Below are 12,568 nucleotides of genomic sequence, written 5' to 3'. Positions count from 1 at the left end.
TCTCAGGACCGATCAGAGCTTCGCATGATGCGGGTGAGAACCACGCCGGCCAGGATGCCGATGCCGAAGAAGGCGGCAGGCTGGCGCTGGGCGAATTTTGTAACGGAGTCCAGCAACTCACCCACGTTGCGATCCCTGATATCTGACGAAATCCGTTCCACACCTTCGGCCGCGCTGCGGACCATGCCAGCAACCTGTGGGGATTGCTTCTCGATGCCGTCGGCTGCTTCTTTGACGGAATGGGCGATATTGGCGATCGCGTCGGCGCCCGCGGTCTTGTTCGTCTCCACCGCTTCTTTGAATGCTCCAGCAGCATCCGATGCCACCGAGCCGGCATAATTTTTCGCGTCAGTGGATACGGAAGCGGCAGCGCTCTTGAGGTGTGTTGCAGTTTCGGCCGCGCTCGACTTCAACTTGCCGATTGCTTCCTTGCTTTTTTCGGTCTGGCGGGTACCGGTCTTGTCCTGCCATTCATTTCCCCCAGAGGGTCCGCTGAGGTCGTTGTTTATGGGCGTGTTCACGTTTTTTCGCTCCTGTTCCTGAAATTGATCTTGTGAATTGAACTTCACCAACGGCACCCAGTTCCTGCTCAAATCGAATATTCCTGGCGCAACACGAGGCCCTTGAAATCAAATGACAACCCTTGGTGAGTCCCTCACTCGCGGCGGTTGCTCCGCAGAAGCTGAAGGCATTTTTGAAACCCGGCGGCTTGGCCCGTTCCCGAGGCGACGATTGCGCTCGCGGACCGAGCGCGAACTTCGAGCCGCCATCATAATCAACCTGTTCAAGGCGGGCGTCAGGAGCGAGACACGAGACCTTGGCCGTCTGACGCGGCACGACGAATGGACGCTTCGTGAGCGCTCCCCTTGAACGCACAGGCGGGCAAGCTCATCGTTTCGTGCCGGCAATTGCCAAGCGGCCTGTTACGCCTACACCTGGGAGTCCAGCATGCCTATCCTTCTGGAACAGACGGGAGAACGGCGAAGGCTGGCTAAAAAGCGCCGATCTTTGTGATAATGAAGGCTACCGCAAGTGCGCGGTGGCGATTGCGAGAGCTTCGAATTGAGAAGCCAAATGGGATGTGCAGATAAGGAAGACCTCACCTCGCGCAGCACTGATCGAATCAGAAAAATTCGTGAGAATTTTGCTGCCGGTCAGTGAGAGAGGCCGCCGATGAGCAGGCAAAAAACCAAATGTGGTCTTGGTCCCCTGTTGTCCAGTCTCGCTGCGGTGGAACGGGTTGTCATAACGCGCGTTGCTCCAAAAGCTTAACAGGGGAACGCAGAATGGACGAGGATCTCTGTATGAAAATCGCGCGAACCGACCTCTCTTTAACCGGTTCGAGCAGCGACATGACTGCCATCATGTCGGGGGTCGCGACTACAGTTGAGGATTTCCTCGTCGGCGCCGAAGACGGTCTGGCCCATCGGCAGAGCTATGATGGAATTTATTGTGAAACCATTAGACGGTCAGAAGCGTCGGGCGCATAGCGAAAACACCCGTCTGTCAGTCTCGTCAATCAGCGCTTGTACGCGCTTCAACAAAGGTTGGTCGATTGTCTAAGAGTTCTGCGCGAACGCTATCTTTGTCGGGATTGCTCTCAAGCGACGCGGGCAAGCTGCGCCCCTTTGTAAGTTCTTGAGAGATGGCAACTGAGCAGCCGCCTTTCGGTCGCATGGCTTCACCCACAAACGTGAAAGCGGGCAAATCCGGACGTTTGCGGAAGGGGCTCCTGTACGTCGCCGTTGCTGTGGTCGCAAGCTTGCTGACGGTGGTCACCATAAATGTAATTCCAGACCAGCGCGTTGTGCAATCGCCCGTGCCCCACCGTTTTTACGCATCGGATCCACAATTCGCCAAGACGATGAGCAGCTTCTCGCAAGGGCACATCTTCAGTTCGAACGCTGTCCAGACCCTCGTCAACGGGGACGAGATTTTTCCTTCTATGCTCCAAGCAGTCCGAGCCGCTCATTCGACGGTCGATATGGAGACCTATATCTACTGGTCTGGGACTGTCGGCTATGAGTTCGCGACGTCTCTTGCCACGAAAGCAAAAGAGGGCGTTGAGGTACGCGTTCTGGTCGACTGGGTCGGAAGTCTTCCGTTCGATGAAGAGCTCATCCGCATCATGACAAGTGCCGGCGTAAAGTTCGAGCGCTATCGACCCATCCATTGGTACACGCTTGATCGCGTAAACAATCGCACCCACCGCAAGTTGCTGATCGTGGACGGACGGGTCGCATTTACCGGTGGCGTAGGCATCGCTGACAATTGGAGAGGAAATGCTCGCAACCCCGATGAGTGGCGCGACACCCACTACCGAATTGAAGGACCGGCCGTATCAGCTTTTCAGGCGGCGTTCGCGGAAAACTGGATGGAGACAACCGGGGAGACGTTGCAGGGTGAGAAGTTCTATCCTCCGCTCCAACCAACGGGAACACTGGGCGCCCAGCTGATCCTGTCCTCGCAGCCGAATGGCTCGGCGGACATGGAACTGATGATGTTGGCAGCAATCGCCGCTGCTGAAGATCACTTGCGTATCGGGATGGCCTATTTCGTACCGGACGACATCGCCCTCGAGCAGATCCTGGACGCTAGGAAACGAGGCGTATCGGTTGATGTTATCGTGCCCAGTTCCATTACCGACGTGCCACTGACCCGAAAGAGTTCGCGGTATTTCTGGGGCACATTGCTTAGAGCAGGTGTTCACATCTTCGAGTTCCAGCCCACGATGTACCATCCCAAACTCTTGATCGTTGACGACGTCTGGGCGAGCTTTGGTTCAGCCAATTTGGACGAGCGTTCCCTGCGTCTTAACGACGAAGCCACGCTGAACGTTTACGGCAAGGATTTTGCTCGGACGCAAATCGATTTGTTCAATCAAGATCTTGAGCGGTGCAGGCAGATCAGCCTAGAAGAATGGCAGACTAGGCCCCTCAGCGAAAAGGTTGCAGACTGGTTTGCCAGTTGGCTGAGGTCGCAGCTTTGACCGGTGCATGGCCCGACTACCCCTCGGCAAGCATCTCGCATAATGCTGCGCTCGCCCCAACGGAGCGAGTCGATTGCGCAAAGAAGTGCTTGTCTTACTCGTGCGACAAACCGCCGGGGGTTGGGACGTTGAGCCTCGCCCATCATGTCCGCAACGAGGTTCCCAATCCCGAGTTAGTTCAGTCACAGATCAGGCTGACGTGTTACTGAAACTCAGCGATCGCGAGGAACTTTGGGCAGACGGCTCCGGTAAGAGGGTTCCTGAGTAAAGTCCGGGTGGCAATGCTCCTGCGGTCACGTGTCCTCCCCCCGGTGTTAAAAGACCCGCAGAAAGACGCCGACATGCCGAGCCAGAAATTAGCTGGTTCGCTGCCGCCCCAGGCGTCACAATCTGCAAGGCGCGGCCTAATGGTCGCGGCGAAACAACCATCCGCGACCCGGCAGAGTTGCAGTCTTGCCGCCGGCTGGGCAAGCTCAAACCGGCTGCAGACGAATATCCAACGCTTGAGATCGCTTTCGCGGACAGCTCTCGTCGGTTGGAAATTTCCACGTCTCGCGAGCACGCACGGTCTCGTAACGACCCTGAACGGTATGAAGGCACCTAAAAAAGCGGGTGGCGATCCGAAAATCGCCACCCATTTCCTCGACATGAATATACCGGAACGTTTCCCCTGCGGCGCTACTTCGGCTTTTGAGATAGAACAGGCTGCATCACGCTATTTCGATAGGCGTCACCCAGGGCGCGCCGCCGAGCCAAAGCGGCAGAAAATTCAAGAAACAGACTTTGCAGTTGTTTGTAGATACGCATGGCAATCTCCCTAAAATGCGCAAGGCCTCGAAGCTACGGCGGGCCATTGAAGAATGGTCAAGCCGCCCCCTGGCTGGCTGCGCGTTCGTTCACGCCCGCCTCCCCGAGCGCCGTGAGGGCATCGTCAGTAGCCTTTTCCTCTTCGAGGGTCGCATCGAGCAGCTCGATCACATCCTCCTTACCTAAGGCGGCCGCCCAGGCGATCAGAGTTCCATACCTGGCGATTTCGTAGTGCTCTACCGCCTGCGCGGCCCCGACCAGGCCAGCATCCAACGAGGGCGAACCTCTATATTCCTCAAGGATTTCGGACCCTTCCTCGAGGATGCCATCAATGGCGGGGCAGGTTTTGCCGCGTGCTGGAACGCCGAGAAGTTCGAAGACTTCCTCCAAGCGCTCAACCTGCCCCTCCGTCTCTGCAAGATGTTTCTGGAAGGCGGCTGAGACTTGCTCGTCATTTGCTCCTTTGGCCATCTTTGGCAGAGCTTTCAGAATTTTCTTTTCGGCGTAATAGATGTCTTTTAGTCCGTCCAGGAGAAGGTCCTCCAAGTCCTTATTGTTGCCATTGGCTTTTTTTGGCGTGGCCATGTGCAGTCTCCTTTGTTCACAAACGCCCACAATGAGCGATTCCGAAACTTCGAAAAATGCGCCGAGTTCCGTGAGGAAGGAGATTTCAAGTCGCACCTGGTCCCTCCGGGAAACCCGACGCTTTGTGACCGCTAGAGACCGGACGGCGGCCGTGGCCCCGCCGATCACTCAGACTTGCGATTTTCGGTTTTGGGCGCGCGACCGTGCAGCCTGAGCCACCTCAAGCCCAGCCTTCGCTTGCGCTCGGCGTCATTATGTAGTGGCGGCCAGTCGTCCTCTCGCCTTTTATCGAGAGCGTTGGAACAATTCGGGCGCAATGAATTTTAAGGCGCTGATATTTGGGAGCGCCAAAATGAGGTTCGTAGCGATCATGGACCCGACCCACCAATGGCCGGTCTTCGACGCAGCAGCCGCGTTGCTCGATCCGCCTGCGGCAGCACAGGTTCAGAGCTGAGACAATTGTTTGCGCAAATCGCAAGCTCCGATCGGAGATGCAAGGTGCCCATTCGGAACCTCGCGCCTGAAATGGCGTTTTAGCTGCTGAGCAACTACGGAGGCGAAGGCCATGGATTGGAACCGCGTTGAAGGAAACTGGAAGCAGGTAAAGGGTAAGGTCAAGGAACAGTGGGGCAAACTCACCGACGACGATCTCGATCGCATTGCAGGCAAGCGCGATCAGCTTGAAGGCAAGATCCAGGAGAGATATGGCATCGAGAAGGACCGGGTCCGGCGAGACGTCGACGACTGGTATTCGAGGCAAGGTTGGTAGGTTCTCGCAGGGGCGCTTCGGCGCCCAGATTTTTTGCCCCGGGCAGAGCCGACGCTCGGCGCGCCCTGGATCATCCCGGCGTCCGATCTGCAGTGGATGGGAAGCCGTTCAACTCCGCTGCATGAAGTCAAACGCTACCAGCACGTGGCAGCGGGCTCGTTTTCGCCGCCCACAGCACTAGGTTCCTCATTCAGGCAAAAGGGGTTCCCAATGCGAGTGGCACGCGAAGCTTGGTCTCTTGGCAAGGATAGCATCCTCGGGTTCATCAACGATAATGCACTTAGCCACGGCGCGGCGATGGCGTTTTATGCTGTTACATCCTTGGCCCCCATTTTGTTGATCGTTGTTGCGATTGCCGGTCTTGTCTTCGGGCATGACGCAGCTCAAGTCGCCTTGTCAGCCGAAATTGCAGGCGTGATGGGTACGCAAACCGGAGATCTTCTGCGCACAACCATTGAAAGCGCTTCTCATAGAACATCGGGCACTCTTGGCACGCTGGTAGGCATCGTCACGCTCTTTGTCACAGCCTCAGGTGTTTTTGGCGAAATGCAGCTTTCGCTTAACAAGATCTGGAAGATTGATCCTCCCGCCATGTCCTTGTCGCGACTGGTCCGAGCGCGGGCCGCCAGCCTTGGCTTGGTTGCAGCGTTGGGATTTTTACTGCTTGTCTCATTGGCGGCGAGCACTGCGATTTCCGCGCTTGGCGCTGTTATCAATGACCATCTGCCGTTCGGCACATTCATCCTCGCCTTGATAAACGGCATTGTTTCATTCGTCCTGATTTCCGCTCTGTTTGCCGCGATCTTCAAAATTCTGCCGGACCGGTCTCTCGAGTGGCGCGATGTCGGAATTGGTGCGGTGGTGACCGCTTTGCTCTTCACCGTCGGCAAGTCCCTTATCGGCTGGTACATCGGAACCAGTGCAACCGCATCCTCCTACGGGGCGGCCGGCGCGCTACTGGTCGTACTGCTCTGGGTTTACTATTCGTCGGAGATCTTCTTGCTCGGCGCCGAATTCACGCGAGCCTATTCGGTGCGTCTCGGCAGTCGGTCCGACCTTCGACCGATAGGTGCGCAGAAAGCTTTGCCGAAGCAGGTATCAGATGTCGGAACAATTACCCAACGCGAGATACAGGCCTGGATTGTGATCACTGGCTTGCTGACCATCGTCGCGACAAGGTTATTGCGATCGCGGCGATCTTAGCTGCATTCCCACCAATTCTGTTTCCCTTGGAACGCAACCCGGGCATGGGCATTGCCTAGGAACAGGAGGTTCCTATGCCAAAATTTCGTTTTGAGACGACCGCGTCTGGCCAGACCACAGCTTTCGAGGAAGAACTCGCCAGCGCGGACATGGCCAGTCCGAGAGCTATCGAAAAGGCACGCGCAGCAATCGTGGAGGACCCTGGCACCGAGCAATCGGGATCAATTACCAGGGTCTATGATGAAGCCGGATATCTGGTTGCCACGGTCAATTTTTCCGATGTCTTGCCCGTCAATCCGGACGCCGCTGCAGATGGGATTAGCGATGCGCCTATCGAGGAGTCGGGCGTGATGCGATCTGACTGACCGCGGCGCATACTAGCTTTGCAAGTGGATCTCACGCGATCGAGGCGCCCTTCTGTCGATGGCGAGAGAACATGAAACCGATCTATCGGTTGGGGTGGTCCGTAGCCAAAGCTTTGAAGAGCAGCAAACATGCCAGAAGCGAAACGACGCTGCCTAGAACGTCGTCTGCGGTTAGGCCAGAAAAATAGACGAAATCGAACGCCAGCACCATGGGCCCACAGCCAATAATTATTCAGATCACAGCCGAATTAACCCTTAGAGGGCGCTAATGTTCCGGCCTGGACCTGCTTCGTAGCACGCTGCTCCGAGAGCTTGGTTTGATCGACTGTCAGTGCCTGCTCAGCGCGGACGCCTCAGATCGTCGAAGGTCAAGGAACATATTAGCCATCTTGAATGTTTGAATGCTTATGGACAGGCGAAACCTACTCTCAGCGGATCAATTACGAGCAGCACGATCCCTGCTGAACTGGTCGCGCGTGCGACTTGGCGCAAAGGCCAATCTTAGCGAAATGACGATCAGCGATTTTGAGAATGGCGTTAGGAAGCCGCGTCCCCATAACATAGCTGCCATGCGCCAGGCGTTTGAGGACGCTGGAATTGTCTTCACTGTCGAAGGCACTCCATCGCTAGCCCACCCTGAGAGTGACAGCGGTCTCGCCACTGACAATAGAATGTGGCGCCGACGGCAGAGAAAAGCATAAGGCAGCGGCTGCGTTGCTGAAGAAGAGCCTCGGCAGAAAGGGCTTCGACAGCCAAGAATCGCGTCACGCCAAAACGCATACCGGCGCGGGCTGAAGCGAGCGAGGTATTATCTGTGATCAGACTGGCGCGGGAGCAATGCCGTCCAGCAAGGGGACTGCCAGACTGGCCACGAATCCGCCTGGGTGCGAAGTCGAATGTCAGCGAAGGAACGGTCCCAGATTTCGAAACGGGGAGGGTCTCCCCACTCTCGACAAGCTCTTCGCAAATCGGGCGTTGGAGGTGGCAGGCGTCGCCTCGATGGGTGATGGCGAGACTGCCGATGGCGTCCTTGGGGTTCAGCTCACTACTCAACCAGCGCCCGGAATTTCGGATGGGGAAACCGGCATCATCGAAAACAGCGTGAGATCAGGCCCTTGGCTGGTTCACAAGCATTGGTAATCGCTGCCATCTTCAAGCGTCCAGGCTACGATCGACGACACTCATGGCCGCGTCTTGTTTTCCTGTCTCGTCGTGGAGCGAGGTGGGTTCTGACCCTCCGACTGGTGGGTCTTGTCATCGACGTCGTTCACAGGACGCGTCAGTCCCGTCCCACCCTTCGGCTTCTGGTTGCCAGCCGCGTTCTGGGAGAACGCGTCGGAAGGATCCGGACCGGTCCTGGCCGGATATTTGGTCGCTCCGGTTTCGCGATGGTTGTTGTCGTCGGGCATTTCGATCCCTTCTTGCTTATTGATCGATAACCCTATCAGACGCCAAGGGGTTCCGCTGCTGATGGAACATTCCTTCTGGGAGGTCGCTGGCCAGCAAAGGGAGATGGCGAAAATGGGAGCGTCAAGAATTTTAGCAAGGCAATCATCAAGGAGCCCGAAAACCCCAGCGCCGAGATCAAGCGCAAAAATTCGACCGACAAGGAATGCCGGGCAAGCTCCCGTTGCACCCAGGACGGCTGGAACCCTCGACCGGAAGGACAAGCACTTCCGCCGATCCGTTCCTCAAACAGGCGCAGCGATGCACGACCGGCAAGCGGCAAGACACCGCGCTCGGCCGACTGACTGGCCCGGAGAATAGCAATGTCGCCCAGAGCCGTCTGACGGCCCACCGCGAGACGCACTCACCGCGACGCCGGACCTGCGTGAACCTGATCCCGATTTTCTTTCCGAAGAGCTGCCCGACCCCAGCCCAGGTGCGGGAAGTGGGGGGGGTTCGGCTTTGCCCGGGCCTGGCGGCCGTCGCACTGGGCTGGCACATCGCGGCGACGGAGAGAAATTCCTATGATTGTGTGCTTTACACCGATGAACAGCGAAAGGACTGGACCGCATGCCTATGAGGTGCCTTCGTTCGCCCGCTCATTTTTTAGCGAGTGCTACTATAAAAAGCTTTAGCTCTGGAGCTTTTGTCCAGCCGCCGCGTTAACGATCTGATTTCAGGGCGGTTTCGGGGCCATCAGTTGAGCGCGAAAACAGCGAATCCCGTTGTCGGGCCATCAAAGCCAAGGCTAATTCAGGTGCTCGGGCCTGGTCTCATTACAGGCGCATCCGATGACGATCCCAGTGGCATTGCCACCTACTCCCAGGCCGGGGCCCAATTCGGCTTCGGCCTTTCCTGGACGATGCTATTCAGTTATCCCCTAATGTCTGTCGTGCAGGAAATCAGTGCCCGCATAGGCCGCACGACGGGACGAGGCATCGCCGGCAATATGCGACAGTATTACCCGAACTGGCTGCTCCAGTCGGTCGTAGCGCTACTCTTGATCGCTAACACCATCAACATCGGCGCTGATCTCGGCGCGATGGGCGATTCGCTGAAGCTTATCATTGGCGGTCCGACGCTGCTTTACGTCGTCTTGTTCGCGGCTATATCCATCGGGCTCCAGGTTTTTATGAAATACAAGCGCTACGTCGCGGTCCTTAAATGGCTGACGCTGTCGCTATTTGCCTATTTCGGTACGGTCATGGTCGTCCATGTCCCTTGGGGCCAAGTCGCGAAAGGCCTATTTATCCCCCAGCTGTTTTCGGGCGCGTCATTCTGGACGTCGGTGGTCGCGATCTTCGGAACTACGATCAGTCCATACTTGTTCTTCTGGCAGGCGTCCCAAGAGGTGGAGGACCAGAAAGCCAAGCCCAGGCGCAAGCCGCTCAAGAGAGCGCCAGAGCAGGCGGAGAATGCAATAGAGCGCATTCGTCTCGATACCTATATCGGAATGGGATTTTCCAATCTGGTTGCCCTCGCGATCATGATTACTGCCGGCGCCACGCTTCATGCCAAGGGTGTCACTGATATTCAATCCACTAGCCAGGCGGCCGATGCGCTTCGTCCGGTCGCCGGTGAATTTGCTTTCGCAATTTTCGCCCTCGGTGTTATCGGCACAGGGTTGCTTGCCATTCCGGTCTTGGCAGGTTCGGCAGGCTATGCCCTGGGTGAGGCACGGAAGTGGCCAGTGGGGCTCGAGCGTGCGCCGCTGGCCGCTAAGGCGTTCTACGCAACAATTGCGATCGCCACGCTGATCGGCGCATCTCTCAACTTTACACCGATCAATCCTATCAAGGCACTTTACTGGAGCGCGGTGGTAAACGGCGTAGTCGCAGTACCGGTTATGGCGGTGATGATGCTCATGACAGGACGAAGCGACGTGATGGGCAAAATAACCGTGCCGCCGCTGATGCGTCTAATCGGTTGGATGGCGACAGTCATAATGGCGGCGGCAGCAGCAGTCATGATCTTCCAGGTGTTCGCCTAACTGCAAGAGCAATGAAGGTGTCGTACCCTGCTGAAACGCCGCTTGTAGATAAGGCTTAACCCTTTCGCCGTGCTCCTAGACCGCCTGGATGCCCTAAATTGCAGTGAGCCGACACTTATCGGCCAGCCCTTTCCTTAGTCTTAGGCGCATGAAAACTTTTGCAAAATGGCAATGATGATGGGGAAATGAGCCTTTCCGCAAAAAAAGCTCGCTGACTCCGTCGGCGGGCTTTTCTTCGCTGACAGATATTGCCGTATTCAGCTAGATCGCCCATGGCGCGCTCGCCGATGCATCAAAGGGCGGGCGAGAGCCTTCAGTTGTTTTCCCAAAAATCCAACAGCTTCGCCTAGCGAAGTTTCTCTTCGCGCGAAGGAGGCCCGCGCCACCCAGATAGGCGCAGGCCCGATCAGCTCGCGGGCCGGTCGGCAGCGGGAACCCAAACGCTGCAATCACTCAACCTCGTGGTTTGGCGCAAATTCCCCGCGCAAACGAAAAACCCGGTCGTCGCTTCCTACAGCAGTCGTCGTTGCAAGGGCTGAAGCCGGCGGCGTATCACTGGATCGGCTTGAGCCGCATAGCGCGCTCGACGTCTCGGCTGGCGCTGACGATCCTCCCCTCATCGTTTCGAGATCTTTGTCGCTGCCGTCGAGGTCCGGCTCGGGAGTGTCGGACGGGTGGCGTCGGCTCCGTATCGTATCGAGGCTGGGGCGACATAGGCCTCAGTCGGGCGCGGAGGTCATGCGGCCCTCGCCGCAATCGGAACCAAATGGGTGAAGCAGTGTTCCCTAATGGAAGGGACAGCTACCAAGGATGCCAAGCGATGGCTGAAATCTTCAGCTTTGAAATTGGTCAAGGCCCGCCAGCGCGTGCAGAGAGCCGAGCCGTCCCTTGTCCGCGCCAACGAATTGCTCGGCGAGCGCTCCAGCGTCGCCAAAGCGTTACCGATGCAAAACAGCGATTGACGACGTGGAATGCTGAGGAGACAGCACCATGACCATGATGTTTGCACCGTTGGAAATGGGCGCCGAGAAGCGCAGCGCTCTTTACCACGCCGCCCGTTTATCGATGCTGCACGACCGAGTGTTGAAGCGCTTCGACAAGGTCGATGACGCGGCCGACAAGGCGTTGGCAGCGGCCGAGTTGTTCGCTGCGATTCTTCGGCCTTGCCGAAAGTCGCGTGACGCTTGGAATGTGAGCACTGACAGGTGAAGTGGGCCATTCGCCCGTCGTCTGCCGCCGCACGTGGCGCGTGCCACCGGCAGGCCCTGTGCCTTCGCTCTCTGCCCGGCATCGGTTCTGATCTCTGGGGCAGGAGCGGTGTTTCCAGTACTCAGAGACTTGGGGCTCGCTCCCTTGCTGAGGCTTGGGAACTGGATCTCAACGCCGTGAGTCTGCGCCGCTTGAGATTATGCACACCCTCGGAACGTAAGGCGGTTGCTTCCGTTGATCGAGATGACGTTGGCAGACACCGACGGTCAATCAACTAGGCAACAGAAGGAGTTCCACAATGATCCAGAAGATACTGGCTACATCGGCGACAGCCGCTCTTATGTCGATCCTGTTCTACGCGCCCGGCGTCCATGCAAATACTCCCGCTATCCAGAACGCGATTGTTGCTCCCGTTTCGGACGGCAAACTTGTCTCGAAGATCATGGGAGCCGGGGTTTATGACAGCACCGCTGATGACGCGACGAAGATCGGCGACGTTAAGGACATCATCCTGGACAAGGACGGCAAGGCCAGACTCGTCGTCATTGGCGTAGGCGGTTTCCTCGGCGTGGGCGAAAAGAATGTTGCCTACGATTTCAGCAAGCTCGAATGGATCAACAAAAAAGGCGACCGCTGGCTGGTGGCAAAGACGACCAAGGAAGAACTTCAAGCCCAGCCCAGTTTCGACACCGAGGCTTACGACGCGGCGTCCGCCTCCACCACGGTCCAGCCCACGCCCGACGGCCAAACCGCTCCTGCGAAGACGGATAAAACCGCAACCGCTTCAATTGACAAGTCCTCGTTGACCGAGATGCCGTCAGACAAAATCAGCGCGGCAAATCTAATTGGAACCAATGTGTATGGTGCAGATGATGCGAAGGTAGGCGATATCGCCGACGTCATTCTGACCGGCGACAAGAAGGTCGACACCATCATCGTCGATGTAGGTGGCTTTCTAGGCATTGGCGAAAAAAAGGTGGCCATCGGTATGGAGAACCTCAAGTTCATGACCGACAAGAACGGTAACCGCTACCTCTATACGAACTTCACCAAGGAGCAGTTGACGGCCCAGCCTGCCTACGACAAGGCCACCTACGCTCAAAATCGCGACAAACAGCGCGTCATCATCAACAAATGACAATCGCGAAATGCGCCCTCGTCCCATTCCGTGAGCGGGGGCGCTTTGGCTACCAAGGCAGGAGCGA

At 57.1% G+C, this 12,568-nt stretch carries 13 protein-coding genes; 9 read left to right on the top strand and 4 right to left on the bottom strand.

From position 1 onward, the window contains the following. Positions 1 to 2: 2 nt before the first annotated feature. Positions 3 to 593, bottom strand: coding sequence for a hypothetical protein (locus tag AC04SG_RS20520; RefSeq protein WP_488552536.1), 591 nt, complete (start codon positions 591 to 593; stop codon positions 3 to 5). Between the two features lie 693 nt (positions 594 to 1,286). Here AC04SG_RS20520 and AC04SG_RS20515 point away from each other — a divergent pair. Both AC04SG_RS20515 and AC04SG_RS20510 read left to right on the top strand, forming a co-directional pair. Further along, complete coding sequence (locus tag AC04SG_RS20515) at positions 1,287 to 1,490, top strand: hypothetical protein (protein ID WP_488552535.1); 204 nt, start codon at positions 1,287 to 1,289, stop codon at positions 1,488 to 1,490. Positions 1,491 to 1,675: 185 nt separating this feature from the next. Next, the gene (locus tag AC04SG_RS20510) at positions 1,676 to 2,989 is read left to right on the top strand and encodes a phospholipase D-like domain-containing protein (RefSeq protein ID WP_488552534.1); all 1,314 of its coding nucleotides are present in this window, start codon (positions 1,676 to 1,678) and stop codon (positions 2,987 to 2,989) included. Between the two features lie 678 nt (positions 2,990 to 3,667). On the opposite strand, the gene AC04SG_RS20505 is transcribed toward AC04SG_RS20510, so the two are convergent. Beyond that, a complete protein-coding gene (locus AC04SG_RS20505) occupies positions 3,668 to 3,796 on the bottom strand; it encodes a hypothetical protein (RefSeq protein ID WP_281401918.1) in 129 nt (42 codons plus the stop codon). Positions 3,797 to 3,853: 57 nt separating this feature from the next. Then, positions 3,854 to 4,381 carry a YciE/YciF ferroxidase family protein gene (locus AC04SG_RS20500; protein WP_488552559.1) on the bottom strand — a complete coding sequence of 176 codons (528 nt, stop codon included), beginning with the start codon at positions 4,379 to 4,381 and terminating at the stop codon, positions 3,854 to 3,856. Between the two features lie 565 nt (positions 4,382 to 4,946). Between AC04SG_RS20500 and AC04SG_RS20495 the strand changes: the two genes are divergently transcribed. The 4 genes from AC04SG_RS20495 (at position 4,947) to AC04SG_RS20480 (ending at position 7,419) form a co-directional block, all read left to right on the top strand. After that, positions 4,947 to 5,150, top strand: coding sequence for a CsbD family protein (locus tag AC04SG_RS20495; protein ID WP_023768098.1), 204 nt, complete (start codon positions 4,947 to 4,949; stop codon positions 5,148 to 5,150). Between the two features lie 210 nt (positions 5,151 to 5,360). Next, a complete protein-coding gene (locus tag AC04SG_RS20490) occupies positions 5,361 to 6,353 on the top strand; it encodes a YihY/virulence factor BrkB family protein (RefSeq protein WP_488552533.1) in 993 nt (330 codons plus the stop codon). A 74-nt stretch (positions 6,354 to 6,427) separates the two neighbouring features. Beyond that, positions 6,428 to 6,718 (top strand): hypothetical protein, encoded by a 291-nt coding sequence (locus AC04SG_RS20485; protein ID WP_488552532.1) that lies wholly within the window; start codon positions 6,428 to 6,430, stop codon positions 6,716 to 6,718. 401 nt (positions 6,719 to 7,119) lie between these two features. Beyond that, a complete protein-coding gene (locus AC04SG_RS20480) occupies positions 7,120 to 7,419 on the top strand; it encodes a helix-turn-helix domain-containing protein (RefSeq protein ID WP_488552531.1) in 300 nt (99 codons plus the stop codon). A 480-nt stretch (positions 7,420 to 7,899) separates the two neighbouring features. Here AC04SG_RS20480 and AC04SG_RS20475 read toward each other — a convergent pair whose 3' ends face one another. Next, positions 7,900 to 8,127: a hypothetical protein gene (locus AC04SG_RS20475; RefSeq protein WP_488552530.1), complete on the bottom strand. Its 228-nt coding sequence runs from the start codon at positions 8,125 to 8,127 to the stop codon at positions 7,900 to 7,902. Positions 8,128 to 8,864: 737 nt separating this feature from the next. Here AC04SG_RS20475 and AC04SG_RS20470 point away from each other — a divergent pair. The 3 genes from AC04SG_RS20470 (at position 8,865) to AC04SG_RS20460 (ending at position 12,501) form a co-directional block, all read left to right on the top strand. Further along, on the top strand, positions 8,865 to 10,154 hold the full coding sequence (locus tag AC04SG_RS20470) for an NRAMP family divalent metal transporter (protein ID WP_488552529.1): 1,290 nt from the start codon (positions 8,865 to 8,867) through the stop codon (positions 10,152 to 10,154). A 990-nt stretch (positions 10,155 to 11,144) separates the two neighbouring features. Then, positions 11,145 to 11,363 (top strand): hypothetical protein, encoded by a 219-nt coding sequence (locus tag AC04SG_RS20465; protein ID WP_488552528.1) that lies wholly within the window; start codon positions 11,145 to 11,147, stop codon positions 11,361 to 11,363. 298 nt (positions 11,364 to 11,661) lie between these two features. Next, positions 11,662 to 12,501 carry a PRC-barrel domain-containing protein gene (locus AC04SG_RS20460; protein ID WP_488552527.1) on the top strand — a complete coding sequence of 280 codons (840 nt, stop codon included), beginning with the start codon at positions 11,662 to 11,664 and terminating at the stop codon, positions 12,499 to 12,501. The last annotated feature ends 67 nt before the right edge of the window (positions 12,502 to 12,568 follow it).

Source organism: Mesorhizobium sp. CNPSo 4684, assembly GCF_057784315.1.
Note: the sequence above shows the minus strand (reverse complement) of the source record. Positions and strands in the feature narration are given on the sequence as shown.

What these genes read in the sequence shown, in the direction of transcription:
- AC04SG_RS20515 (WP_488552535.1), top strand. Translation starts at nt 1,287, where the DNA reads ATGGACGAGGATCTCTGTATGAAAATCGCGCGAACCGACCTCTCTTTA.
- AC04SG_RS20510 (WP_488552534.1), top strand. Translation starts at nt 1,676, where the DNA reads ATGGCTTCACCCACAAACGTGAAAGCGGGCAAATCCGGACGTTTGCGG.
- AC04SG_RS20505 (WP_281401918.1), bottom strand. Translation starts at nt 3,796, where the DNA reads ATGCGTATCTACAAACAACTGCAAAGTCTGTTTCTTGAATTTTCTGCC.
- AC04SG_RS20500 (WP_488552559.1), bottom strand. Translation starts at nt 4,381, where the DNA reads ATGGCCACGCCAAAAAAAGCCAATGGCAACAATAAGGACTTGGAGGAC.
- AC04SG_RS20495 (WP_023768098.1), top strand. Translation starts at nt 4,947, where the DNA reads ATGGATTGGAACCGCGTTGAAGGAAACTGGAAGCAGGTAAAGGGTAAG.
- AC04SG_RS20490 (WP_488552533.1), top strand. Translation starts at nt 5,361, where the DNA reads ATGCGAGTGGCACGCGAAGCTTGGTCTCTTGGCAAGGATAGCATCCTC.
- AC04SG_RS20485 (WP_488552532.1), top strand. Translation starts at nt 6,428, where the DNA reads ATGCCAAAATTTCGTTTTGAGACGACCGCGTCTGGCCAGACCACAGCT.
- AC04SG_RS20480 (WP_488552531.1), top strand. Translation starts at nt 7,120, where the DNA reads ATGCTTATGGACAGGCGAAACCTACTCTCAGCGGATCAATTACGAGCA.
- AC04SG_RS20475 (WP_488552530.1), bottom strand. Translation starts at nt 8,127, where the DNA reads ATGCCCGACGACAACAACCATCGCGAAACCGGAGCGACCAAATATCCG.
- AC04SG_RS20465 (WP_488552528.1), top strand. Translation starts at nt 11,145, where the DNA reads ATGACCATGATGTTTGCACCGTTGGAAATGGGCGCCGAGAAGCGCAGC.
- AC04SG_RS20460 (WP_488552527.1), top strand. Translation starts at nt 11,662, where the DNA reads ATGATCCAGAAGATACTGGCTACATCGGCGACAGCCGCTCTTATGTCG.